This window comes from Sandaracinobacter sp. (assembly GCF_041909755.1).
In the GTDB taxonomy this organism is placed as follows: Bacteria; Pseudomonadota; Alphaproteobacteria; order Sphingomonadales; family Sphingomonadaceae; genus Sandaracinobacteroides.
Genome location: NZ_JAYRCW010000046.1, coordinates 1 through 21152, shown reverse-complemented (window position 1 = coordinate 21152; position 21152 = coordinate 1). Strand labels below are relative to the sequence as shown.

Genomic DNA, 21152 nt, shown 5'->3' with positions numbered 1-21152 from the left:
AGAACCGTCCTGGCGCTGATTCACCCTGTGGTAAACGCTCCGCCCGCAGTTCAGCCGCGCAGCAGGATGGTTCGGAATAGAACTCTCATCCGATCAGCCCGATTCCGGTTCCTGATCACAGGATAGATCCGAGGGCATCTGTCATTTCTTGGCGGCGGCAGGCGCCAACACAGCCGATTTCACTCGGCCCGAAACAACAAAACGGCCCCGCACTCTTGTGCGGAGCCGCATTGTTCCGAACATCGGGCGAGGGCTGAACCCTCGCCCGATAATCATCAGTTGGTCGGCTGACCGAAGATGATTTCGGCGCGCCGGTTCTGCGGCTCGCGCACGCCCAGCGGCGTGTCGACCAGCAGACGGTTGAAACCGAAGCCACGCGTCGTCATCTGCGCATCCGGAATACCCTTGCCGGCCATGTAGGCCTTCACAGCATTCGCCCGACGCTCCGACAGAGCCTGGTTGTAGGCAGCCGGACCCGAGGTATCGGTGTGACCGTCGATCACCACCGAAGACTGACCCGTCTGGACATAGGCTTCCGCAGCACGATCGAGGATCGCAGCAGCTTCCGGCGTGATGTCATACTTATCCCAGTCGAAGAAGACCAGGAACGGACCAGGCACAACCGGCGCCGGCGGAGGCGGCGGAGGCGGCGGAGGCGGCGGAGGCGGAGGCGGAGGCGGAGGCGGAGGCGGCGGAGCGGCCTCAAACAGGTTGAAGCTCACTCCCAGCAGCAGGCTGTGGCTGCGCCAGTTGCCCGACAGATCGTTCCCGACCGCATCCTGCAGATCGACACCGTTCATGTTGAAGAAACGGTACTTCAGCGACAGGTCCACCTTTTCGGAAAGCGCATAGCGAACGCCTGCGAGCGCCTGCCAGGAGAAGCCCGTGTCGCTGTCATCAGCGAAGGCAGCGCCGTACTTTTCCCACTGCCAGATGTGCGCCTTGAAGCGGCTCACGCCGACGCCACCGCCGATGAAGCCACCGAAGGGCGAACCTTCTTCAGCGCCGAAATCGAACATGCCGTTCAGCATGAACGACAGGATCTGGGCATTGCCGTCGGCGCTATCGTAGCGACCACCGCCGGGAACACCGGTCTTGCCGTTGATCACGCGCATCGGGGGCAGACCACCCGCCGCAGTGACGGCATCAAGGTTCGCGTTCTTGTACGCGACTTCGAATTCGGTGCGGAAGGCGCCGAAATCATAGCCAAGCACGCCGCCGACTTCCCAGCCCGGCTCGAACTTGTTGCGAAGACCGCCCGAAACGGCAACGCCGGCCGGCGATTCAACATCCCAGCTCTTCGTCTCGGCGATGAAACCGCCGGCATCGAGCCCAATATACCAGGAGTTATCGCGCGCTTGCGCGGCCCCTGCCAGCACCGTGGTCGCCAGCGCGACCGCTACGGCGAACTTCCCCATGACTATCCCCTTCTACGTAATGACGCACTAAGGCCGGGCCATCTAAACGAGGCCATGGTGCGTTAGCAAGGGGGAGACAGACGAAAACTGTGTTGCGAGAGCCACATGAACCGCGCAATGCCGATGAAGGATCACGTGGGGAGCGCAAAACAGTCAACTCCCCACAAGGCCCGCATCCCTCAGCCTGGCGATCAATCCGCCGATTGCATCCCGCGCTTCCACGTCGATGACGCTTCCGCCTGACGGCGGAGAAACCGCAGGTGCAACCTCGCCCGTCCAGCGGTCCGCTTCCCATCCGGCCACGGATCGGCGCATCGTCCGGCCTTCCATCCGGTCGAACAGCACAGCGCCCTCAGGCAAGTTCAGATACCGCCACCCCCCAGCCGTCCAAGATGCCAATTGCCCGTCCTTGCCGGCCCATTCGCCCTCCGCGTTCGAAGGTATCAGCCAGGTGTGGCCAGCAGCCGGGTCAGCGGGCGGCGCCGCCTGCCAGGCCGCCTCCACCACAGGCGCCAGCAGCGCGTCGAGCGCCAACAGGGCCTCGTTGTGCGTCACATCCTTCTGCCCCTGCCCAGCCACCAGCAACGGCAGGCCAAGTCGCGCCGTTCGTTCCACCATCAATTTCCTCCCGCATCAGAACCGCATCCAGGGAGAGCATCGAACCCAGCCCGGTCCGTCGCCGACGGCCTCGACCTGAAACTCGCCGCCCGCCAGCAAGCCGCCAAACGTCGAAACCTGTTCGGTCGGCGTCAGGAAAAGCCCCTCTGTCGTCAGCCGCCGGTCAACCGCCGCACCACCGTCCTCGCGGCATCGCCAGATATAGCCCTGCCCGGGCTCCCCGCCGCCCTCCGCCCAGCTCCAGGTGCTCCGGCTGCGCCCGATCCAGCTGAATTTCACGGAACCGTCCAAAACCCGCTCGACTGCCAGATGCGCCGGCGCAAGAGGGGCCAAACCGACCCCCTCGATCACATGCACATGCTCGGTGCCCCCCGGCGGATCGCCCCGGCCCTGCGCAAGCAGAAGTATCTCCCCACCGGGCGCATCCCCCGCCACCGGCATCTGCACCAGATCGGGCACCGAGACTTCCGCAACAGCCGTCCCAGCCGGCCAGCCGGCAGCAGCGCCGCGCGTGCCGAATCGGTTCCGCAGCAATCCCGAAAGGCGAACCACCCCGCCGCCGATCCGCTCGACATTCCTCGCCTGCACCAGTTCATTTCCCACCAGCAGCAATCCGCCGCCACCCAGGACCCCCGAATGATCACGGCCCAGCAGCCCGTCTTCGCCATCAAACGTCAGCAGAATCACATTCCGTTCGTCCCAGATCGTATCGGGGCCTGGCGGCAAGGGGGCCCGCAACTCGCCCACACCGGGTCCGACCGGCAAACGACCGACCGGGTGCTGCACGCCGGCATCCAGAACCGACAGCTCGGCACCCCGCCATCCGGCGCCGCCCCCTCCCATGATCGCAACCGTCGCACCCGATGCTCCAAGCGGAACGGGCGGCTCGAATGCCACCAGCCTCGTCGGGCCAGCCGAGATCAGGGGCAAGGAAAGACTCCGGCCAGCTTCGGATTCGCGAACGCCCCCAGTGATCGCCCGCTCGACGCGCTCGGCGCCCAGGTTCACCGCCAGTTCGCGGATCTCCTTTTCGATGATCCGCCAGTCACACCCCGCAAAGGTCAACCGGTCGCCAACCGAAAGATGCAGCCACCGGTGGGGCAGCGCCAGGCTCAGGCGTTCGCGCGCGGCTTCCTCCCGGCCCAGAAACCTGTGGCACAACGAGGCTGCCACGCCCGCCGATGCCGCGATCGGCCAGCTCAATTCGATTGTCCGCCCGCCACCGCTCCGATCCCGGCGCTGAAGCCCGCGCAGATAATCCCTGTCCGGGTCGATATAGCCCAGGCTCAGCCCACCCGGCCGTCTGTCGCGCACGATGCGGCCGCCCACGGAATCCGCATCCGGATCCAGCAGCACGGCATCCGTCGGAACCGCATGAACTGTGCCGTCTCCAACCGCCAACTGCCCGTCCACAAGGCCGATCGTGCCGCCACAAAGGCGCACGGCCCGATCAATGTCGTCCGATGGGGGCATCCCATGCGCGACAAATCCCGTCACGCCCGGCACATAAGGCACCGAACCCGCCCGAAACCCCGCCTCGGCCGCCAGCAGCCCCGCCCAGGCATCGGCATCAGTCTCATCCGCAACCAGTTCGAAGCTCAGGCTGGGAATGCGGTTTCCGAACGGCCCCAGCGGAAACCCTTCCAGCACAACATGGCTCCACCCACGATAGGCGGGTACACCTCCCGCACCTTCCGCAGCCGCAATCAGCGGGTCTGGCTCGCGCACGGGCGTGCTGTGCAAGCGCATCTCGAACCCGAACGCGCATTCGCCTGCGGCAGACCGGATCTCCCGTCCGTCAGCCCAGATCCGTCGCACCTCCAGCACCGGCCCGCGCGACAACGCAATCGCAAAGCTTGCCTCCGCTTCCCGCCGTCCGTCCCCCTTCCGGCCACCTCCCGCCTGCGGCGGCAGCGCCCAGATCAGCTGTCCGGCAGTCCGCATGGTCCCGAACAGCCGCGGCACGATTTCGCCATAGGCGGACTGCTGCCGATACAGATCATCGGCGCCCCCGGCACGCGACATGCGGGCCACGTCCAGGCCTGCCCCCAGCGCCGCCCCGATTCCGGCACCGAACGGGCCGCCCACTGCCTGCCCGACCGTCGACAACAACACCGACGCCATCATGCCTCTCCTTCCGGAAGCCGCCAGGCCGATCGCCAGGTCCCGGCGTCGATCACGGCCCGCTCGACAACCCGCCGAAGGCGCGCGCACGCCTCCACCACACCCAGGTCCGTTCGGATCCCCAGATGAACCTGCCGCGTCCCCGGCGACATGATCAGCAAATCCCCGGCAGCGGACCGGCCGATATCCAGTTCCTGGCACCCGGCCGCCCGCAGCAGATCTCCGGCGCCCTGCAACGTGCGCCCACGCAAAGGCTGCGCCGCCACATCCGGGCGCACGCCGCCAGCCTCCGCCGCCAGCAGCACCAGGCCCAGGCAGTCGAGGCCGCTTGCATCGCGCCCCTGCGGCCGGAACGAAACGCCGATCAGGCCGCGCGCGCGCGCCACGATCTCCCCGGCCCGCGGGTGCGCATCAGGGATCGGCATAGCGGATCAGCGCGTCCACGCCCGGCACATGCGGCTCTCCGTCGAACGCCGCGCAGTTGGCGAACCGGTCCCGGCAGGTGGCGAACCGCTTGTCGCACCCTTCGCGCAGTTCGATCCGGATGCCGGGCTCAAGCTCGGCCGCCAGCCGATCGTCCAGCAACAGCAAGGTCTCGCGGGCCTCCTCGATCCGCATGTCCAGTCCCGCAAGCCTGCCGTCCAGTATCCGAACCCTTCCACCGGAAAATCGGTCCGGCCCTTCCAGCGGCGCATCCAGCCCGATCTCCGCGCCGCCCCCCCACGCCACCGAAGCGCGCGCGACGCGCCCGGCCATGTCCACAGCGCAGCGGCCATCCCCCAGGGTCGCCCTGCACGTCGGCGAAATCGCGGGCATCGACACCTCGTCGATCGCATGCGCCCCGCTCCGCAGTTCCACCTGAAACTGGCCCCTGCCTCCCGAACCGGCGTGGCTCACCTGCCCCAGCGTCCCCCGCAGCAGCACCAGCGGCTCCGCCGCCGCATCCGTCCAGTCACAGGCGAGCAACGTCACCCGTGCATCAGCCCAACGTCCGGCCTCCAGATCAAAGCCCCGGATCGAGGCATCATCCAGCACGCCCTCGATATCCATCGCATCCGGCTCCAGCCCGGCCGACTGGCGCAGGGCAGACGGCACCATCCCCGGCCGGGCCCGGCAAAGCAGATCCCCAATCCGCAGATCATGGTCATGGCTCGTGAACCCCATCGCCACGCCGTCGGCCCGGATCAGCTTCCAGCACAGCGCGATGGAGGTCAGCGGTCGCCCAAGCCAGGCCTCGGGCGCACTCATTCGAACACCTCGACCAGGGGCACGGATTGCGCCTCCCCGGCCCGCACGCCGCTCAGTGATACCTGCAACTGATCGACATCGAATCGCACCGGCACATCAAAGGCAAAGCCCGCCCGGATCTCGGCCCCGGCCGGCGGCGGAGTCTCGAAACGCACGAGTCCGCGATCCTCCAGGACCCATCCCGTCAAATGCTCGGCGCCGCCCACGGAAACCCTCACCGTTCCGGCCTGCGGACGGGTGATCAGCCGGCCCTGCGCGTCCGGCCCGTCTCCATAGCGCTTCTCCAGCCGGAAGCTCAGCGTCGTCCCGTCGCCGATCCCGATCATCTGGTCGGCCGCGCTGATGTCCGCTCCGAATGGCCCGCTCGTCCAGTCCATCGGGTCGCGGAAGCGAAAGCCGGCGGCGCGTCCCCGGCGCGCCCGGAAAAAGGCGATCAGCAACGCCAGATCAGCCTCGGATCGAACCCCGAGCCCCGCATCATAGGACAGGCGCGCGCCCTGCCACATCGCATTGCGCTGCTCATGGCCGGATGAAAGGATCGCCACCTGGGTGGAAAAGGCCGGGCCTCCCACCGCGTCAAACCCGACGTCCAGCGGAAACGCCACGTCATGAAATTCGTCCACGCTGCCCCCCTCCACGGCCGATGGCCCCAGTTCAACCCAAGTGAATCCGTCGCGGGCAACCTGCGGCCAGGCCCAGACGAAACGTTCCGGAACGCCCCGTGCCTGCGCCGCCCGCACGGCCGCGGCGATCTTTGGCCAAAGTTCTGATGCGTCCGACGGCTGAAGAACGAATCCCGCAAGATACTGTTGCCGGTCAACGCCATAACCCAGCCGCGCCGTCACGGCCTCCGCGGCCCGGGCCATCCCGAACTCGTTGCCGCCGGTGACGAAATCATAGTCCTCCAGCTGCAGCCGGTCCCAGGCCGGGCTCGCCCAGGCTCCAGGCATGTTCGCCCGCGCCAGGTCGGGGGCCGCACCGTCGAGCACCTGCGGCGCATAGAACAGCAGATGCGACCGGAAGCCCGCCACCGAAACACCGGCAGCAGCATCCCTCACGGCAAAAGTCGCCTCGGCAAGGCGGGCTCCAAGCCAGTCGAGCCACGCCCGCTCGGCGGCGGACCGGTCGCCCAGCACATCCTGCATCACGGGCGGCGCACCACCCGTCTCGGCCTGCCATCGCGCAACGGTCGCCGCATCATGGAAGCACGGCCGGCCGGATGGCCCGATCCACCACCAGGGTTCCCCGATCTGGAAGGAAACCACCCGATCGCCGTCCGCCGCCAGCCCCGCAAGGTCACGTGCGATGCCCTGCAGCCAGTCCATTGCAGCCCCATTGCAGGGCGACAGAAGCGTCGAAGGCGGAAACCAGCCCGTCAGCGCCCGTTCCCCGTCCGCATCCCGTTGCGCCCAGCCGCCCGGCGCATGCGCATCGAACAGTTCGAACGACAGCGAAAGGATCAGCTCAAAGCCATGCGCCGCCGCAACATCGATAAGGCGTCGGTGCCAGGCGGTCGCCGCCGAACACAGCCCGCCCGCCACCTCGAACCGTCCGCCGCCAACATGGGTCAGCGCCGCAAAATGGCTCATCCCCACATAGTGGTTCACGAGCCGCCGGTATCCCAGCGCCTCCCATTGCATCACCAGCCGCTCGGGCGGCTGGTGATAGCTGTCGTCATAGCCCGATGCCATGCGCAGTCCGTGCGGCGGCAGAAATGCATCCCCGACGCGCAGCATGCTCCGCAACCCGTCGGCACCAAGGTCGCGCAGTTCCACCCAGCCCGCCACCGGCACGGCCAGCGCCGCGGCCGACCCGTCAAACGCCTCCGGCACAACCGACACGAACATCCGGTCGATGTCGCCGGCATGCACCGCATCGCCATCCGGCCCGAACCCGGCCCTCAGTGCGTCGAAATCCAGCTCGATCAACGCGTCCGTCGGGGTGCCGTCGGCATAATTCCACAGGCGGACATACCAGGTCCGTGCAGCCCCGTCGGCGTCGCGCCCCTCCAGCGTCAGCACCGGCCCGTTCAGCGCGTCCAGCGGCATCACACCGGGCCCGGAAACCCAGCGAAAGCGCAGGCGGCACCCGCGATAGTCCCGGTCCGTCGCATAGGCGAGCAACGGGTGCGACCAGCGATCCTCGCTGTCCCAGATCAGGCCGGCAAGATCTCCGTGCGTCAGGAAATCCAGGTCCAGCCGCAGCACCCCCGGTGCAGGCGCCGTAACTGCGGCCATCATCGGCCGGGGGAAATCCACGGTCCAGAATTCCGGCCGGAAGCGCTTCACCCACCCGGTCCGGACCTGGTCTTCCTTCCCCGCCAGCCAGGGCGGAACCTCAGCCATCGATCCGCTCCAGCACACGCCGGATCTCGCGCGCCACCTGTCGGGCCGCCGGGGCCATGAACGGGCGCCCGGCGCGGCTGTCGCCACTCATGTTCACCGTCAGCCGCACCTGCCGCCCGGCCGGCGCGCCAGTCTCGATGCGCCCGCTCGAAGTCGGCACGAACAACTCGGGGCCCCGCTCGCCCACCACATAGGCCCGGCCCGGCGCCACCGGCCCGCCCGTCGCCCGCCCCGGCAGGCCCAGCAGTCCGGCGGCGCCGGCCGTAAGGCCCGCAAGCCCGCCACCGTCCAGCTTCAGCGCCGCGCCCGCGATTTCTCCAAGCGCCCTGGCAGCCGCCCGCCCCAGGTCCTCGAACTCCAGCCGACCGCTGCGCGCCGCCCGCCGCAACGATTGCTCGATGGCGCGCCCCACGCCGTCCGCTTCCTGCCCCAGCCCATCCCTCAGAACGCCGCGCATCTCCGCCACATCCTGCGCAAAGGCATCGGAATCGGCTCGCACCTGCAGCGCAAGCGCCTCAAGATCATCCCGCATCGACCACTCCCCGCTCCAGTCGCTCCAGTTCGCTCCGCCCCAGCGGGGCCGTCGGCAGAGGCCCCGCGCGGCCCTCAAGGGCCTGCGCCAGTTCGGTCGCCGTCGCCTGCCAGAACTGGTCCGGGCTCCAGCCCAACACGCCGGTCGCCACCTGCGCCGCCCGCACCGCCACATCCGAAAACCGGTTCATCCGCCGCCCCGGAATGCAGCGGCCAGCACGGCGCGATAAACGGGCAGCAGCCGCCCCAGCCCATCGGCCAGAAGCGCGGCCTCGAACGTCTCGCGCGTTTCGCCATCGGTCCGGTCGCCCAGGCAGTGCCAGAAAACCGCCCCGATATCGGCCATGCGCACGTCTCCGGCAGCCGCCCGATCCAGCAGCTGGAACAGGCTGCCCGCCTCGGATTCAGCCGCCACCAGGGCGCCGAACGTCGGCCGCAGCAGCCGCGCCCCGCCCCTAAGGGGCAACGCCACTTCCCCGCGCAGGGGGTTCGCCACCGCCTCCGTCACAAGGCGTCGACCTGTCCGGAACTCTCCAGCGAAACGGTATAACTGCGCTCCCCGTTGAAATCCCCGGCATAGTCCAGCCGCGTCACCTGAAAGCGGCCGCGAAACCGTTCGCCGCCCTCGAAGCTCACCTCGAACCGGTCCAGCCCGCCCGACAGCAGCTGCGTCTTCAGCTGGGTTTCCGCCGCCGATCCGGTGAACACGCCGGCGCCGCTCAGCGAAACGGCACGGATGCCACCCGCCGGCAACAGCTCGCGCCATCCGCCGGACCCCTTGTGCGTCACCACCACCGGCTCGGCCGAAAGGCTCATCTGCGTGGTCCGCAGCCCCGCCACCGTGCGGAACATCTCGGGTGTTCCGCCGTCGCTCACCTTCAGCAGGAACGCCGCCCCATTCTCGATCGCCATCTCAGTTCTCCATCACTGCAAGAGTCCGGAACTCCAGCTGCCCCAGCAGCCAGTTGCGCGACGTCCGCCGCACGCTCCCCCGCACCAGCCGCAAACCGATCAGCCGCAGGCCGCCGCCCGCAGGCGGCATCGCCAGCACCGCCCGCTCCACGTCCGAAAGGATCTCCTTCGCCGTCGCCAGGCTTTCCCGATTGTCCCACAGGCTCACCACGAACCGGTGGTCCGTCCCGCCGCCGCCCTGCCAGCGCTTCGCTGTCACCGTGTCGCCCCCGATCGAAAGATAGGGCGGCCGCGCATTGGCGGGCGGCCCGTCGAACGTCGGGATGCCCCGCGCCTGCACATGCGCGTCAGCCATCAGCGCGGCCGCCACCAGCCGCTGCAATTCCAGGCTTGCCCTCATGTCGTTTCCCCAACCGATCCCGGCCGTCAGTCGGCCCAGTCCTCCGCCCAAAGCAGGATCCAACCGGGCAGTCGGGGATCCGGCTCGATCGCGGTCGGCAGCAGCAGTGCGCCCTTCCAGCGGATACGCATCTCCAGCGTCGGCCGCACACCATCGCGCATCAGGATCCGCCACCGGCGCGCGGTCTGCCGCGTGTCGGCGCGCGGCGTCAGCGCTTCAAAGCGCGAAACCGGCTCCACGCGCGCCCAGCATTCGAACCGCGTCCGCCAGCTGCCGCCGGTTTCACCCGCCGTCCCGCGCACCTCATCCCTGCCTTCAAAGCGCACCCGCTCCGAAAGCCGCCCGGCCATCTCCGCCATGCTCCGCTCCTACCGGATCCGGCGCGCGCGCCAGGGGGCCAGCATCCGCCGCACGGCAGGCGGCACGCCCGGTTCGTCCGGCGCATCGCGATGGGCATGGAAGTGCGCCGCCGCCCGGATCACCGAAAGCCGCAACACCTCCGGCACCCAGTTCCAGTCCGCCGCCATGCCCGCCCGGTATCGAACCCGAATCGATGCGCCGTCGGGCAGGTCCGGCGCCTCTATCCGCCCCTCCCCATGCGCCCCGGTCCGAAGCCGCACGGTTCCATCTGCCACGGCCGCCAGCTCGCCGCCTGCCCCCACCGTCTCGACAGACACCAGGCTTCGCGCCGGCTCCGCCGCCAGGCGCATCCCGCCGCTGCCCACCACGCCAGGCTCATCCACCTCGCGCTCGAACAGCAGCAGGCCAAGCATCGCCTCCACCGTCTCCGTCGCCGCGCGCAGCAGCCCCGCCAGCAGGGCATCCTCATGGCTGCTTTCGATCCGCAGATAGGCTTTCAGTTCCGCCAGCGCGGCCGCCGGCGGCGCCCGATCGATCATCGGCATCAGCGCCCCTCCACCCGCAGCGTCAGGCTGCGCTCATCCGTGCAACCGTCCGAAAACTGCACCCGGTTCCGCACCAGATAGACATGGCCCGCCGCCCCGCCGCCCAGCCTCGCCCGGGCGGCAGCGCCGTCCACGCCGTCGTCCACCACCGAAACCCCCCCGGCCTCCAGCGGCGAAACAGCCCATTCGCTCGCCACGATCGTCACCCCGCCCGCCAGCGCCGCCGACCAGTCCACCCGGTAATCCAGCGTGGCGTCCCCATCCTTCAGGAACATGCCCGTTTCCCCTGCCGCATCCATCAAAGCTGCGCTCAAGCCGGCGCCCCGATCTCGACATGCCAGGCGTCGAAGCTAACGCTGCCCCCGGCGGCAAGCGGACGGGGCGGGCAGGTTGTCACATACAGCAGCCGTTCGCCCCCCGTATCGACCAGCGCGATATGGTCGGCCACCCCGTCTGCGGTCACCGCAACGCCGCTCTTCGTCGCAACGCCGATCCGGCGGCCGTCACCTGCCCCGGCGCCCAGGCTGAAGTCCGGCGGCGCCATGGCCGCCTCGGCCAGCCGGCCGCTCATCGCCGCCGCGAAATCAACGGGCTGCCCCGCCATCGCAATCATCGCGGCGGCCGGCGCGAGGGTCTGAAGCGCCGCATCCAGAACGTCGCCCGCAACCCATTTGCCCATGCCTTGTCTCCCGAAATATGCGCCTCAATCGCCCGGGGCCGAAAGCACCCGGTCCTCCTGTTCCACGGCCAAGGTGCGAAGGGCGGCACCCGGCGCGGCTCCCGGCCCGATGCCCGCGAGGGCACCTCCCGCCGCCGCCTGCGCATGCAACGCCCCCGCCGGGGCAAGGTCCCCGAACCACCATAGTTGCGAAGGCTCTGCCGCCTGGCCGATGCCCCCCGAAACCGGCGCAAGTGTCTCCGCCGCAACCGGCACGGAATCCGCCTCGAACGCCCCGGCGGAAAATTGCGCTGCCCTTGGTTGTCCGTCGATGTCCCGGTCGATGCAGGCCAGCGCCGCCTTGCCGATCAGCCGGCTCGCCTTCGCGCCGCTCGGCCGGTAATCCCCGCCCCAGCCGCCGCTCCCGCTGTTGGTCGCATCGTCGACCAGCCCGTAATAATCCGTATAGGCGGCCGGGTTCGTCTGCACGCCATAGGCGGTGTCCGTCTCGGACCTGACGCCCGCCCAGGCATATTGCCAGTCCTGCGGGCTGTTCACGCCCCGGTTTGCGCGGAACACACAGCTCTGCCCCACGCCGTACAGCAGCTCCCAGCCGCCCGTCTGCGTGCCGTCGCCAACCCACTGGTCCTGCTTCGTCGCATTGCGGTCGAACACCATGTTCCGCACGCAATTGCCGCCATGGTCCAGGGATGGCCGCTCCACCGCGAACACCGCCCCATCCCCCGCGCGCGTCACCGTCCCGCCCGCATAGGCCGCAAGCGCCCCCGGCGCGCTCGCCGCCACATAGGTGAATCGGTTGGCGTCCGGCACACTTGCCACGGTGAAGCTGCCGTTGAACGCCGCGGGTGAAAGCCCGCCAACCGTCACCGCCGCACCGGCCGTCAACCCGTGCCCGACAACCCCGGCCGTCACCGTCGCGCCACTCGCCAGGAACGGCATCGGCGTCTCGTTGTGCCAATTGTAGCGGCTCCCCATCAGGGTCGATCCTTCCCAGATGCAGTCCTGCATCTGGGTGTGGAAATATTCCCCGATCTGCAGCGCCGCCTCGCCGGCCGCGCCTTCCAGCAGCGTGTTCACAACGGCGATGCGGCGCAGCGTGGCCGGGTTGCCATGGCTCCCGCTGCCCGAAAGCGCGCTGAAGATCGGCCCGCTCCACTCGAACGCCCGGCAATTCCACAGCATCACGTCCGGCGTGTCATTCGGCAGGGCAAAGGCCTGCACCCCGCGATTTGTGCCCGCCTCCCGCCCGATCCGGCAGTTCACCAGCGTCGAACCGCCGATCGTCCGCGTATAGCGGCTGTTGCGCACCAGCTGCCCGCCCGGCTGGCTGCCATAGGCGAACATGTCCCCTTCCAGCACAAAGCGCGTTTCCCCGCCCGAACTGAAGAACTGGTTGGTCGAACTCTCGTAGCCGGCCTTCCCCGTCACCGTCATCCGGTCCAGCAGCAGGACAGAGCCGCTGCCCGACGTCAGCGTGGCCTGCCCCAGCTCCAGCCGGAACCCGCGCCACCACCAGCGCGTACACTGCAGGAACCCGCCGGCTGCGCTTCCACTCCTCAGGATGGTGGTCGCCCGCGGGTTCGGCGCCTCAGGGTCCGACCGCACGATCACCAGCCCCTCGCGCGCATTGATGCTGGCGCCCGATCCCGTCACCGCAGGCCCGGTCGCGTGCACCTGGTTGTCGGTCAGCAGGATCTCCCAATAATCCGCCGCCCGCGTCCCGCCCTGCGAAACCCCGTTCGCCTGCGCCAGGTTCAGCCCTGCATTGGCGTCCAGAAGCGTCCGGAACGCCTGCAACGCCACCGCAATGCTGGCCGGCTTCGTTCCCGTCGCCGCGGCCCGCGCCGCGTCGATGCTGCCGTGCAGCGCCACACTGCCGGATTGCGACGTCGCCGTCAGCGGGCTCGTCGCATCCACGAACACAAAGCGGCGGCGCGCCAGGTATCGCGCTCCGTCTGGGTCATACAGCAGCTGCAACGGCGTATCATGGGCGCTCGAAAGCGAACCGGTCAGGCTCGTGCTGTGCCCGCTCCCGGTGGATCGCGCCGCCCCCAGCCAGGGATAGACGGTGCGGTGGATGGTGATCATGCCGGAGTTCATCCCGGAAAGGTCGATCGCGCCGCCCCAGCAGCGCAGGCCGTCACCATGCAGCGGCGATGTCTGCGGGGCCACGAACCAGAAATCCCGGCTCAGCACACCGTCCGTCGCCGTCAGCTTCAGCGCCGCACAGGCCTGGTTGCGCTCGCTGCCCCAATGCTCCGGATGATGCGAAGCGATCAGCACATCCACCTGCGCCAGATGCGCGGGCGCCTCGGCCGACCCGCCCACGATCGTATAGGGCGGCACCGCCCAGCGCGAGATGGGCGGCACCGGCTGCCGGCTGCTCAGGTTAGCAACCGGCGTCACCGCGCCGCCCGGATGCCCGGCCTTCCAGCCGGCCGCGAACCGCGCTTCGCTCACGGCCGCAGTGGCATGCACCCGATCCGAAAGCGCCAGCCGCACCGTCCGCGTCCCGTCGCCATTGTCCCGCTCGTCCAGCTCCAGCGCCGCGCCGTGCGGCCGGCGCAGCGCTTTTGTCGCCACCACGGTCCGCCGCCGCGCCGCATTGGCCTGCGCCGCCCCGCCCACCCGGTCAAAGCCCGGCGTATCCACCAGCAACTCCACCTTGGGCGCACCGTCTGCGTCCAGCGGAAACTGGTCGATGCCGTTCAGCAGGAAGCGCCCGTTCGGCCGGTCCGCGCCGCCAAACTCCCAGGCGCCGCCGGTGGCCGGCCAGGTGCCGGTCACCGCCAGCACCCAGCCATTCGCCTCCACAGCAGTCGAGACTATCGTCATCGCCGGCTCCGTCCCGATCGGGAAAATAGAAGGGGCAGGGTTCCGGGGGCGGCGCCCCCGGAACGGTCATGCGTCGACAGCGCGTCAGGTCGCGGAAAAGCGCATCAGCTTCAGCGCCTCGCTGTTCACCAGCGCCCCGCCCACGCGTCGCGTGGAATAGAAATGCACGAACGGCTTGTTGGAATAGGGGTCGCGAAGCACCCCCGTCTCGCCCCGGTCCGCAATCACATAGGCGCTGCGGAACTGGCCGAAGCCGATCGAAAGGCTGTTCGCCCCGATATCGGGCATCGCATCCACCTCCACCACGGGATAGCCCAGCAGCGTCGATGACTGGCCCTCGGCAAGGCCCGGCTTCCAGATGAAATCGCCGGTCGAATCCTTGAACTTCCGCACGGTCGAGATGCTGTTGGAGTTCATCACCCACACCGCGCCCTGCCGGTAGGGCGCCCGCAGCGAATGCACCAGGTCGATCAGCCGGTCCTGCGGATTGCTCGCCGCAAAGGCCCCCGCCGCGCCCGACGGCACATATTGCAGCGTGCCGAACGGCCGGCTGGCGTCCCCCGCCGTCGCCACCGGATAGGTCAGGAAGCCCTTCGGCTGCGAAGTCCCCGTGCCGGACACGAAGGCGACGCCCTCGGCCCGCGCAAACTCCACCGCCACTTCGCGCGCCAGCCAGGCTTCCACATCGAACTGCGCATCGTCCAGCATCGCCTGCGTCGCGGCCGGATTGGCATACAGCTCGCCCATCGGCGCCGTCACCTCGGCAAAGGTCGGCGTGGTCGTCTCGGCCCGCGCCGCAGTCTCGGCCACCCAGCCAGAGGCAAATCCGCCCGAAGCGACCAGCTTGCGATAGTTGGCAGAGCCGATCTTCACCACGTCGGCCAGCGCCCGGATGGGCGAGATCTGCTTCAGCACCGTCTCGATGCGCTGGTCGATCTCCAGCGGCACCGCCAGCCCGCCCTCGCTGCCCGTGCCCACCGACAGCCGCTTGCTCTCGGAGCCCGCATCCAGCCCCTTGCGCAGATAGGCGTCGCCGAACGCCGTCGAACGTCCGCCCGCCCCCGGCGCCATCGCCGGCGGCGCGGAAACCAGCCGCCGCGAAAGCCCGTCCAGATCCTGCTTCAGTTCCAGCCGCAGCGCATCGATCTCGCCGCGCAGCTCCGCGTTCGCCGTCACGCCTGCATGCGCCGGCGCATCCGCCGCGGTCACCACCGCGGCAGCCTTGGTTTCATACCCCATGCTGCTTGTCTCCACTCCGGAACCCGTCCATCGGGCTCCTCCAGTTGCAGGTCGCCTCAGCCCACGGCCGAGATGCGCGCCTCCCCATGCATCGGCAGCGTCACCACCGAACATTCGATCAGTTCCAGCTTCAGAAGCTCGCGCCCACCGCCGGGCCTCGGCCGGGCAGAGGTCACACGATATCCAAAGGACAATCCGTCGACCGCGCCGCTGCGCAGCAGCGCCAGCGCATCTTCGCCATCCCGGCAACGGGCGCTCACGCCCGCCACCATCTTCAGCCCGATCCGGTCCTCGGTCAGGCTCAGCACCCGGCCGATCGGGCGCGCCGGATCATGCTGCCACAGCAGCGGCACATCCGCCCGCGCCCCCAGAAAGGCGGCGCGCCGCACGATGTCGCCGCCCCGGTCGGCGGAATCGAAGCGGCTCACATAGCCGCTGATCGGAACCAGCTCCTGCATCAGCCAGATCCTCCCCCGCGCGGCGCCCAGCCCAGCATCTCGCGCTTTTCGTCCTCGTCCAGGAAGGTGGCCGCCCCCACATGCCGCCACAGCCGTTCGCGGTCGGCCCACAGCGCCGGCACCAGGTCCAGGTCCGGCTCCAGCTCCAGCCCCGGCCACCAGGCCGAAAGATGGCGCGACACCCCGTCCAGGATCCGGTTCAGCAACGGCAGGATGGTCAGGCGCCACAGCGCCACATTGGCCTCGGCATAGTTGGCGTGCGTCGAATCGCCGGGCAGACCCAGCAGCATGGGCGGCACGCCGAAGGCCAGCGCCACGTCCCGCGCGGCCGCTTCCCTTGCCTTCTGGAAATCCATCTCGGCAGGCGTCAGCGCCAGCGGCTGCCATTTCAGCCCGCCTTCCAGCAGCATGGGCCGCCCGGCGTTGCGCGCGCCTTGAAACCCGGCCTCGATCTCGTCACGCAGCCGCGCGAACTGCTCGGCCGAAAGCGGGCCTTCCTCGCCGTCCAGCACCAGCGCCCCCGAAGGCCGGGCCGCATTCGCAAGCAGGGACCGGTTCCACCGCCCCGCGGCCTGCAACAGGGCGATGCCCTCGCCGGCGGCTCCGGCGCAGCCGACCCCCAGATGATCGTCCAGCGGATCGAACGCCCGCAGATGCAGCAACCCCGGCTGCGAGGCATCGCCCGAAACCGCGAAGCGCTGCACATGCCCGCCGGCACGGTACAGCCAGTTGGCGGGCCAGCCGCGGCCGTCCACCTCCAGCTGCATCCGTTCAGGCCGCAACGCCCACAGCGTTGCCGCGCGTCCGCCCGCATCCAGCCCCGTTTCCACAAAGGCGTTGCCATGCAGCAGCAGATGCGTCGCCACCTGCTCCAGCAGCGCGGGCGGCATCAGCGCGGCAGCGGGATGCGGCTCGCCCCGGGCAGACAGCTTCACGCTCGAAAGCCCTTCCGCAACCAGCCGCACGGCGCGCAGCGCCACCGGGTTCCCCAGCGCCGCGCGCACCTGCCCCGCATAGCCTGCTGGCGGCTCCCCGGCGGCAGGCTCCGCCAGCAGCCAGGGGCGCGGGGCCAGCGCCGATTTCGTGTCGCCCCGTCCCATGATCTTGCGGGCCCAGTTCATCGCTCATCCTCCGGCCCGGCCTGCGGCCCCACCGTCACCAGCCCGCCGCCGATGATCAGCGAAATGGCCTGCGCCAGCCCATGCGCCTGCATCGGGTCGGATCCCAGAACCACCGCAATCGTCGCAAAGCCCACCCAGGTCGAGCTTTCCGTCAGGCGCAGGCGCGCCCATGTCATCGCGGAGGCCCATGGCGCCCGCGTCCAGAAGGGTTGCATGTCGCTTGTCTCCCGTCAGTCCAGCAGCATCCTCAGCGCAGGCCCGGCGGCCGGCCGCTCCAGCATCAGCTCCGTCAGCGCCCACACCAGCGCATCGGCCCGATCGGGCGAGGTCCCGGGCCCGACATAGCCGCCGCCCTGGATCAGCCCGCACATCTCGTCCTCCAGCGCTGCGAATGCGCCCACATGCTTCACCCGGCCGGCGGCATACAGCGCAGACACCGGCTCGGCCCGTGCGGCCTTGCCCCGGCTCGCCCGCACCTGCTTCAGCGGCAGTCCGCCGAAGGCTGCCCGAAGCGTGGTCTCCACCATCGCGCCGCCATTGTTCACTTCCACCACCACCCGGTCGACACGGTGGCGGTGGAAGGCCGCCGCCACGGCCGCCGCCCAGCCGTCCGGCGTCGTGGCCGAAACGCTGGCGTCGGCCACCACATGCGCAATTCCCCGTTTGTCCAAGCCGGCCACCACGATTCCGCATCCGCCGGGGCCCGCCGGCGGGTCCACGCCCACCACCACCCGGATCAGCGGCGGGGCCTCCGCCTCCCGGCATCGGTCCAACCCGTCGGGCGTCCACAGCGCCCCTTCGCGCGCCTCCAGCAACTCGCCCATCAGTTCCTGCCGCCCCAGCGCCGTCCCGCCATAGCCCTGCGCCACCTCCGCCAGGAACCGGGGCGGCAGATGCGCCCGGTTGTCGAATGTTGTCCCCCGCGTCATCACTGTTCCCGGCGCCTGCATCAGCGCTCTCAGCAACGGCACCGGTCTAGGCGTCGTCGTCGCCACCACGCGCGGCATCCGTCCCAGCCGAAGGCCCATCTTCAACATGTCCCAGCTGGCCCGCGCGTTCGGCCAGGCCGCAAGCTCGTCGCACCAGGCGAAATGAAACTGCGGCCCCCGTAACTGGTCCGGCTCCACTGCCGAGAACAACGTCGCCTGCGCTCCGTTCGGCCACAGCAGTGTCCGGCGGCTCGCCTTCCACTGCGGCCGGAACCGCTCGGGGCCCGCCGCCAGCAGGCCGGACTCCCCTTCGATCATCACCGCCAGCCCGTCGCGCGCGGTCTGCCCCACCAGCGCGATGCGCGCGCCCGGATGGCTCCGCGCCATCGCCGCCACCCATTCCGCACCGGCCCGCGTCTTGCCAAAGCCGCGCCCCGCCAGGATCAGCCACAGGGTCCAGTCGCCGGGCGGCGCCAGCTGCGCCGGCCGCGCCGTCCACCGCCAGTGGCGCATCAGCCGCAGACGCCGGGCCGCATCCATCTCGCCCAGCAACGCCGCCCGCTTGCCGGCAGGAAGTCGGGCATAGCGCTCCATCAGCGAAAGTTCGCGCATCCAACGCCCGCCTTTCGCCCCGATACTCACCCCCCGGAACCGCCGGCTCTCAGCCGCAATTCCGGAGCATGCCCAAACCCCTAATCCACATCGTCACGATTGTCAATATGTATTTTACCATATTGGTTTTCATAATGCAGCGCCAGCCGATCAAGCGCCAGCCCCAGAACCAGCTTCCCCGCCCGCACCGGCCAGCCCATGCCCTTTTCCGCCTCGGCCAGCCCCTCGCCCTCGCAGGCCACCCGCCAAAGGATGTCGGAAAGCCCCGGCCCCACGGCCGCCAGCGCGGCATCGAACCGCCGCCTGGCATCGATCGCCGCCAGCGATTGTCCATGCGCCCCGTCGCGCCACCCCTCTCCCCGCCCACCCGGGGCCGCGTCCCAGCGCATCGTCACCCGCGCACCCAGCCCGGCCCGGCCATGATCCGCCCGCAATCGCTCCGCCGCCGCCACCTGCACCGCCGTCAGCAGCCCGCGCCGAGCCAGCCACCCCACGGGCGATTCGGCCAGGTTCACGGCCACCACACGCCGGTCCACCGCGTCCGAAGGCGCAAGCACCCGCCGCCCGATCACCCGATTCGGATAGTCAATTGCATCCACCATGGCAGCTCTCCTCTCGACAGAGCCAATGAATTGCCATATTGGTTAACCTGTAGGACAGCAACTTACCGGAGCATGTGAAATGATGAGCCGCCTCAGGGAAATCCGCAAATCGCGCGGCCTCACGCTGGCCGAAGTCGCCGCGCTGTGCACGCCGCCCACCACTGCCGTCACTATCGGCCGGCTCGAAACCGGCACCCGCCAGCTCACCGTTCCCTGGATCGAGAAGCTCGCCGCCGCCCTCCAGATCGAACCGCGCGAGCTGATCGCACAGGAAGGCGACACAACGATCGCGGTGGCCGCCCAGCTCACCGCAGATGGCGCGCAACCGCTCGCCGAACAGCTGAACCTGCATGCCCCCACGCCGCTCGCGGGCACGATCGGCCTCGTCATCCGCGATTCGCAGGGCGATTACCGCGCCGGCGATCAGCTCTGGCTCGAACAGCTTCCGCCGGATCGCTTCTCCGAAGCCGTCAACACCGATGTGCTGATCCCCCGTTCGGTCGGGCGGTTCGTCTTCGGCCGCCTCGTCGCCACCGAAGGCAACCGCCTGCAGATCCTCCCGGCCCGCCCCGGCGCCCGGCAGACGGTCGTGGCCGACGCCCCCTGGGTGGGCCGGGTCCAGGCCCTCATCCGCCGCTTCTGATCACGCCGCCTACAGCTTCGGCAGCGTCACGCCCCGCTGCCCCATATATTTGCCCGCCCGGTCGGCATAGCTCGTCTCGCAGACGCCTTCGCCCTTCAGGAACAGGAACTGACACGCCCCTTCATGGGCATAGATCTTCGCCGGCAGCGGCGTGGTGTTGGAAAATTCCAACGTCACATGCCCCTCCCACTCCGGCTCCAGAGGGGTCACGTTCACGATGATCCCGCACCGCGCATAGGTGCTCTTGCCCAGACAGATCACCAGCACGTCGCGCGGCACCCGGAAATATTCGACGGTCCGCGCCAGCGCGAAGCTGTTCGGCGGGATCACGCACACATCCGTCTTGCGGTCCACGAAGCTCGCATCCGAAAACTCCTTCGGATCCACCACTGCGCTGTCCACATTGGTGAAGATCTTGAACTCGTCGGAAACGCGCGCGTCATAGCCATAGCTCGACAGCCCATAGGATATGCAGCCGCCGCGCTTCTGCGCCTCCACGAACGGCTCGATCATGCCGTCGCGCAGGGCCCGTTCGCGGATCCAGCTATCGGGCATCACGCCCATGGGTCACCTCTCATTGTCTGATGTGAAGCACGCAGATCAGCGTGAACAGCCTGCGCGCCGTGTCGAAGTCGGTTTCCACCTTGCCGTCAAGCCGCTCCATCAGCAGTTCAGCCGCAGAATTGTGGATTCCCCGCCGCGCCATGTCGATCGTCTCGATCGCGCTGGGCGCCGCATTGCGGATCGCCTTGTAGTAACTGTCGCAGATCGCGAAATATTCCCGCACCACCCGGCGGAACGGTGCCAGGCCCAGCAGGATGTTTCCCTCGGCGCCGCCATCCGCCTGCGTCACGTCCATCGCCAGCCGCCCGTCCTCCACGCGCAGCAGCAGCCGCCAGGGGCCATGCCCGTCGATCTCCAGCGGCCTGAACATGTTGCCTTCCAGCAGGTCGAAGATGGCGACCCGCCGTTCCTGCTCCACGTCCGCATTGCGCCAGAGAACGGTGCGTTCATCCAGCTCGACCGCCACGATGCGATGATCTCCGCCAGCGTCCGCCATTCCGCGAACCCTAAAGCCCGCGCGCCCAATGGCAAGCAATCCAGGCCCCGCGCCCATCTGCCTCAACCTTCCGCGTGGGAATTGCGCCACACTCCGCGTAAACAGGAAAAATCATCCAAGGAGAAACCGATGCCCCGTCACCTTGCGCTCACACTCGCAGTCGCCCTCGCCGCCGCCCCCGCCCTAGCCCAGCAGCCGCAACCCGGCCGCTTCTTCGACGCGACCGACACCAACAAGGATGGCGCCATCAGCAAGGCCGAATGGGACGCCGCCGGCCGCCGCCCGGAAGGTTTCGCGATGATGGACACCGACAAGGACGGCAAGGTCACCCGAGAGGAAGGCCGCGCCGCCATGCAGAAGATGATGCAACAGCGCGCCGCCCAGCCGTCCCCGCAATGACCCGCTGAACCGCCGCGCCGTCCCGACGGCGCGGCGCCTCCCCTCATCCGCCGTCCTTGCGTCCGCCCCGCCCG

Annotated in this window: 26 protein-coding genes; 2 read left to right on the top strand and 24 right to left on the bottom strand. The window is 69.1% G+C overall.

Going from position 1 to position 21152, the window contains the following annotated elements; translation table 11 throughout:
- Positions 1–275: 275 nt before the first annotated feature.
- From ACE3O8_RS07915 to ACE3O8_RS07810, 22 genes are all read right to left on the bottom strand, one after another.
- Positions 276–1418, bottom strand: a complete 1143-nt coding sequence (locus ACE3O8_RS07915) for an OmpA family protein (protein WP_374388523.1) — start codon at positions 1416–1418, stop codon at positions 276–278.
- 153 nt (positions 1419–1571) lie between these two features.
- The gene (locus ACE3O8_RS07910; protein ID WP_374388521.1) at positions 1572–2036 is read right to left on the bottom strand and encodes a DUF2793 domain-containing protein; all 465 of its coding nucleotides are present in this window, start codon (positions 2034–2036) and stop codon (positions 1572–1574) included.
- Positions 2037–2051: 15 nt separating this feature from the next.
- Complete coding sequence (locus ACE3O8_RS07905; protein ID WP_374388520.1) at positions 2052–4160, bottom strand: phage tail protein; 2109 nt, start codon at positions 4158–4160, stop codon at positions 2052–2054.
- The gene (locus tag ACE3O8_RS07900) at positions 4160–4585 is read right to left on the bottom strand and encodes a peptidoglycan endopeptidase (RefSeq protein ID WP_374388518.1); all 426 of its coding nucleotides are present in this window, start codon (positions 4583–4585) and stop codon (positions 4160–4162) included. The genes ACE3O8_RS07905 and ACE3O8_RS07900 overlap by 1 nt, the downstream gene beginning before the upstream one ends.
- Positions 4572–5408: a DUF2163 domain-containing protein gene (locus ACE3O8_RS07895; RefSeq protein WP_374388516.1), complete on the bottom strand. Its 837-nt coding sequence runs from the start codon at positions 5406–5408 to the stop codon at positions 4572–4574. Before ACE3O8_RS07895 ends, ACE3O8_RS07900 begins: the two co-directional genes overlap by 14 nt.
- Positions 5405–7753 (bottom strand): TIGR02217 family protein, encoded by a 2349-nt coding sequence (locus tag ACE3O8_RS07890; protein WP_374388514.1) that lies wholly within the window; start codon positions 7751–7753, stop codon positions 5405–5407. The genes ACE3O8_RS07895 and ACE3O8_RS07890 overlap by 4 nt, the downstream gene beginning before the upstream one ends.
- A complete protein-coding gene (locus tag ACE3O8_RS07885; protein WP_374388512.1) occupies positions 7746–8285 on the bottom strand; it encodes a tail tape measure protein in 540 nt (179 codons plus the stop codon). The genes ACE3O8_RS07890 and ACE3O8_RS07885 overlap by 8 nt, the downstream gene beginning before the upstream one ends.
- Positions 8275–8475 (bottom strand): phage tail assembly chaperone, encoded by a 201-nt coding sequence (locus ACE3O8_RS07880; protein WP_374388509.1) that lies wholly within the window; start codon positions 8473–8475, stop codon positions 8275–8277. The genes ACE3O8_RS07885 and ACE3O8_RS07880 overlap by 11 nt, the downstream gene beginning before the upstream one ends.
- Entirely contained in the window at positions 8472–8792 is a 321-nt protein-coding gene (locus ACE3O8_RS07875; RefSeq protein WP_374388507.1) for a GTA-gp10 family protein, read from the bottom strand. The genes ACE3O8_RS07880 and ACE3O8_RS07875 overlap by 4 nt, the downstream gene beginning before the upstream one ends.
- Positions 8789–9196, bottom strand: coding sequence for a phage tail tube protein (locus ACE3O8_RS07870; protein ID WP_374388505.1), 408 nt, complete (start codon positions 9194–9196; stop codon positions 8789–8791). Before ACE3O8_RS07870 ends, ACE3O8_RS07875 begins: the two co-directional genes overlap by 4 nt.
- Position 9197: 1 nt before the next feature.
- Positions 9198–9596, bottom strand: coding sequence for a DUF3168 domain-containing protein (locus ACE3O8_RS07865; RefSeq protein ID WP_374388503.1), 399 nt, complete (start codon positions 9594–9596; stop codon positions 9198–9200).
- 26 nt (positions 9597–9622) lie between these two features.
- Positions 9623–9955 (bottom strand): head-tail adaptor protein, encoded by a 333-nt coding sequence (locus tag ACE3O8_RS07860; protein WP_374388501.1) that lies wholly within the window; start codon positions 9953–9955, stop codon positions 9623–9625.
- Positions 9956–9964: 9 nt separating this feature from the next.
- Positions 9965–10501, bottom strand: coding sequence for a head-tail connector protein (locus ACE3O8_RS07855; protein WP_374388499.1), 537 nt, complete (start codon positions 10499–10501; stop codon positions 9965–9967).
- On the bottom strand, positions 10501–10800 hold the full coding sequence (locus ACE3O8_RS07850) for a hypothetical protein (protein WP_374388497.1): 300 nt from the start codon (positions 10798–10800) through the stop codon (positions 10501–10503). Before ACE3O8_RS07850 ends, ACE3O8_RS07855 begins: the two co-directional genes overlap by 1 nt.
- An 11-nt stretch (positions 10801–10811) precedes the next feature.
- Positions 10812–11180 (bottom strand): hypothetical protein, encoded by a 369-nt coding sequence (locus ACE3O8_RS07845; protein WP_374388495.1) that lies wholly within the window; start codon positions 11178–11180, stop codon positions 10812–10814.
- Positions 11181–11204: 24 nt separating this feature from the next.
- On the bottom strand, positions 11205–14015 hold the full coding sequence (locus ACE3O8_RS07840; protein ID WP_374388493.1) for a hypothetical protein: 2811 nt from the start codon (positions 14013–14015) through the stop codon (positions 11205–11207).
- 84 nt (positions 14016–14099) lie between these two features.
- Positions 14100–15254: a phage major capsid protein gene (locus tag ACE3O8_RS07835; protein WP_374388491.1), complete on the bottom strand. Its 1155-nt coding sequence runs from the start codon at positions 15252–15254 to the stop codon at positions 14100–14102.
- 56 nt (positions 15255–15310) lie between these two features.
- Complete coding sequence (locus tag ACE3O8_RS07830) at positions 15311–15712, bottom strand: HK97 family phage prohead protease (protein ID WP_374388489.1); 402 nt, start codon at positions 15710–15712, stop codon at positions 15311–15313.
- Positions 15712–16833, bottom strand: a complete 1122-nt coding sequence (locus ACE3O8_RS07825) for a phage portal protein (protein ID WP_374388487.1) — start codon at positions 16831–16833, stop codon at positions 15712–15714. Before ACE3O8_RS07825 ends, ACE3O8_RS07830 begins: the two co-directional genes overlap by 1 nt.
- On the bottom strand, positions 16830–17048 hold the full coding sequence (locus tag ACE3O8_RS07820) for a hypothetical protein (RefSeq protein ID WP_374388484.1): 219 nt from the start codon (positions 17046–17048) through the stop codon (positions 16830–16832). Before ACE3O8_RS07820 ends, ACE3O8_RS07825 begins: the two co-directional genes overlap by 4 nt.
- Before the next feature lie 15 nt (positions 17049–17063).
- Complete coding sequence (locus ACE3O8_RS07815; RefSeq protein ID WP_374388482.1) at positions 17064–18374, bottom strand: DNA-packaging protein; 1311 nt, start codon at positions 18372–18374, stop codon at positions 17064–17066.
- A gap of 80 nt (positions 18375–18454) precedes the next feature.
- Positions 18455–18976: a DUF6456 domain-containing protein gene (locus ACE3O8_RS07810; protein ID WP_374388480.1), complete on the bottom strand. Its 522-nt coding sequence runs from the start codon at positions 18974–18976 to the stop codon at positions 18455–18457.
- An 82-nt stretch (positions 18977–19058) separates the two neighbouring features.
- Between ACE3O8_RS07810 and ACE3O8_RS07805 the strand changes: the two genes are divergently transcribed.
- Positions 19059–19619 carry a helix-turn-helix domain-containing protein gene (locus tag ACE3O8_RS07805; RefSeq protein WP_374388478.1) on the top strand — a complete coding sequence of 187 codons (561 nt, stop codon included), beginning with the start codon at positions 19059–19061 and terminating at the stop codon, positions 19617–19619.
- 9 nt (positions 19620–19628) lie between these two features.
- Here the strand turns inward: ACE3O8_RS07805 and dcd are convergent, their stop codons facing one another.
- On the bottom strand, positions 19629–20183 hold the full coding sequence (dcd, locus tag ACE3O8_RS07800) for a dCTP deaminase (protein WP_374388476.1): 555 nt from the start codon (positions 20181–20183) through the stop codon (positions 19629–19631).
- A gap of 10 nt (positions 20184–20193) precedes the next feature.
- Positions 20194–20679, bottom strand: coding sequence for a UPF0262 family protein (locus ACE3O8_RS07795; RefSeq protein ID WP_374388474.1), 486 nt, complete (start codon positions 20677–20679; stop codon positions 20194–20196).
- Between the two features lie 129 nt (positions 20680–20808).
- On the opposite strand from ACE3O8_RS07795, the gene ACE3O8_RS07790 reads away from it, so the two are divergent.
- Entirely contained in the window at positions 20809–21078 is a 270-nt protein-coding gene (locus ACE3O8_RS07790; protein WP_374388472.1) for a hypothetical protein, read from the top strand.
- Positions 21079–21152 lie beyond the last annotated feature (74 nt).

What these genes read in the sequence shown, in the direction of transcription:
- ACE3O8_RS07915 (WP_374388523.1), bottom strand. Translation starts at nt 1,418, where the DNA reads ATGGGGAAGTTCGCCGTAGCGGTCGCGCTGGCGACCACGGTGCTGGCA.
- ACE3O8_RS07910 (WP_374388521.1), bottom strand. Translation starts at nt 2,036, where the DNA reads ATGGTGGAACGAACGGCGCGACTTGGCCTGCCGTTGCTGGTGGCTGGG.
- ACE3O8_RS07905 (WP_374388520.1), bottom strand. Translation starts at nt 4,160, where the DNA reads ATGGCGTCGGTGTTGTTGTCGACGGTCGGGCAGGCAGTGGGCGGCCCG.
- ACE3O8_RS07900 (WP_374388518.1), bottom strand. Translation starts at nt 4,585, where the DNA reads ATGCCGATCCCTGATGCGCACCCGCGGGCCGGGGAGATCGTGGCGCGC.
- ACE3O8_RS07895 (WP_374388516.1), bottom strand. Translation starts at nt 5,408, where the DNA reads ATGAGTGCGCCCGAGGCCTGGCTTGGGCGACCGCTGACCTCCATCGCG.
- ACE3O8_RS07890 (WP_374388514.1), bottom strand. Translation starts at nt 7,753, where the DNA reads ATGGCTGAGGTTCCGCCCTGGCTGGCGGGGAAGGAAGACCAGGTCCGG.
- ACE3O8_RS07885 (WP_374388512.1), bottom strand. Translation starts at nt 8,285, where the DNA reads ATGCGGGATGATCTTGAGGCGCTTGCGCTGCAGGTGCGAGCCGATTCC.
- ACE3O8_RS07880 (WP_374388509.1), bottom strand. Translation starts at nt 8,475, where the DNA reads ATGAACCGGTTTTCGGATGTGGCGGTGCGGGCGGCGCAGGTGGCGACC.
- ACE3O8_RS07870 (WP_374388505.1), bottom strand. Translation starts at nt 9,196, where the DNA reads ATGGCGATCGAGAATGGGGCGGCGTTCCTGCTGAAGGTGAGCGACGGC.
- ACE3O8_RS07865 (WP_374388503.1), bottom strand. Translation starts at nt 9,596, where the DNA reads ATGAGGGCAAGCCTGGAATTGCAGCGGCTGGTGGCGGCCGCGCTGATG.
- ACE3O8_RS07860 (WP_374388501.1), bottom strand. Translation starts at nt 9,955, where the DNA reads ATGGCGGAGATGGCCGGGCGGCTTTCGGAGCGGGTGCGCTTTGAAGGC.
- ACE3O8_RS07855 (WP_374388499.1), bottom strand. Translation starts at nt 10,501, where the DNA reads ATGCCGATGATCGATCGGGCGCCGCCGGCGGCCGCGCTGGCGGAACTG.
- ACE3O8_RS07850 (WP_374388497.1), bottom strand. Translation starts at nt 10,800, where the DNA reads ATGGATGCGGCAGGGGAAACGGGCATGTTCCTGAAGGATGGGGACGCC.
- ACE3O8_RS07845 (WP_374388495.1), bottom strand. Translation starts at nt 11,180, where the DNA reads ATGGGCAAATGGGTTGCGGGCGACGTTCTGGATGCGGCGCTTCAGACC.
- ACE3O8_RS07840 (WP_374388493.1), bottom strand. Translation starts at nt 14,015, where the DNA reads ATGACGATAGTCTCGACTGCTGTGGAGGCGAATGGCTGGGTGCTGGCG.
- ACE3O8_RS07835 (WP_374388491.1), bottom strand. Translation starts at nt 15,254, where the DNA reads ATGGGGTATGAAACCAAGGCTGCCGCGGTGGTGACCGCGGCGGATGCG.
- ACE3O8_RS07830 (WP_374388489.1), bottom strand. Translation starts at nt 15,712, where the DNA reads ATGCAGGAGCTGGTTCCGATCAGCGGCTATGTGAGCCGCTTCGATTCC.
- ACE3O8_RS07825 (WP_374388487.1), bottom strand. Translation starts at nt 16,833, where the DNA reads ATGAACTGGGCCCGCAAGATCATGGGACGGGGCGACACGAAATCGGCG.
- ACE3O8_RS07820 (WP_374388484.1), bottom strand. Translation starts at nt 17,048, where the DNA reads ATGCAACCCTTCTGGACGCGGGCGCCATGGGCCTCCGCGATGACATGG.
- ACE3O8_RS07815 (WP_374388482.1), bottom strand. Translation starts at nt 18,374, where the DNA reads ATGCGCGAACTTTCGCTGATGGAGCGCTATGCCCGACTTCCTGCCGGC.
- ACE3O8_RS07810 (WP_374388480.1), bottom strand. Translation starts at nt 18,976, where the DNA reads ATGGTGGATGCAATTGACTATCCGAATCGGGTGATCGGGCGGCGGGTG.
- ACE3O8_RS07805 (WP_374388478.1), top strand. Translation starts at nt 19,059, where the DNA reads ATGAGCCGCCTCAGGGAAATCCGCAAATCGCGCGGCCTCACGCTGGCC.
- dcd (WP_374388476.1), bottom strand. Translation starts at nt 20,183, where the DNA reads ATGGGCGTGATGCCCGATAGCTGGATCCGCGAACGGGCCCTGCGCGAC.
- ACE3O8_RS07795 (WP_374388474.1), bottom strand. Translation starts at nt 20,679, where the DNA reads ATGGCGGACGCTGGCGGAGATCATCGCATCGTGGCGGTCGAGCTGGAT.
- ACE3O8_RS07790 (WP_374388472.1), top strand. Translation starts at nt 20,809, where the DNA reads ATGCCCCGTCACCTTGCGCTCACACTCGCAGTCGCCCTCGCCGCCGCC.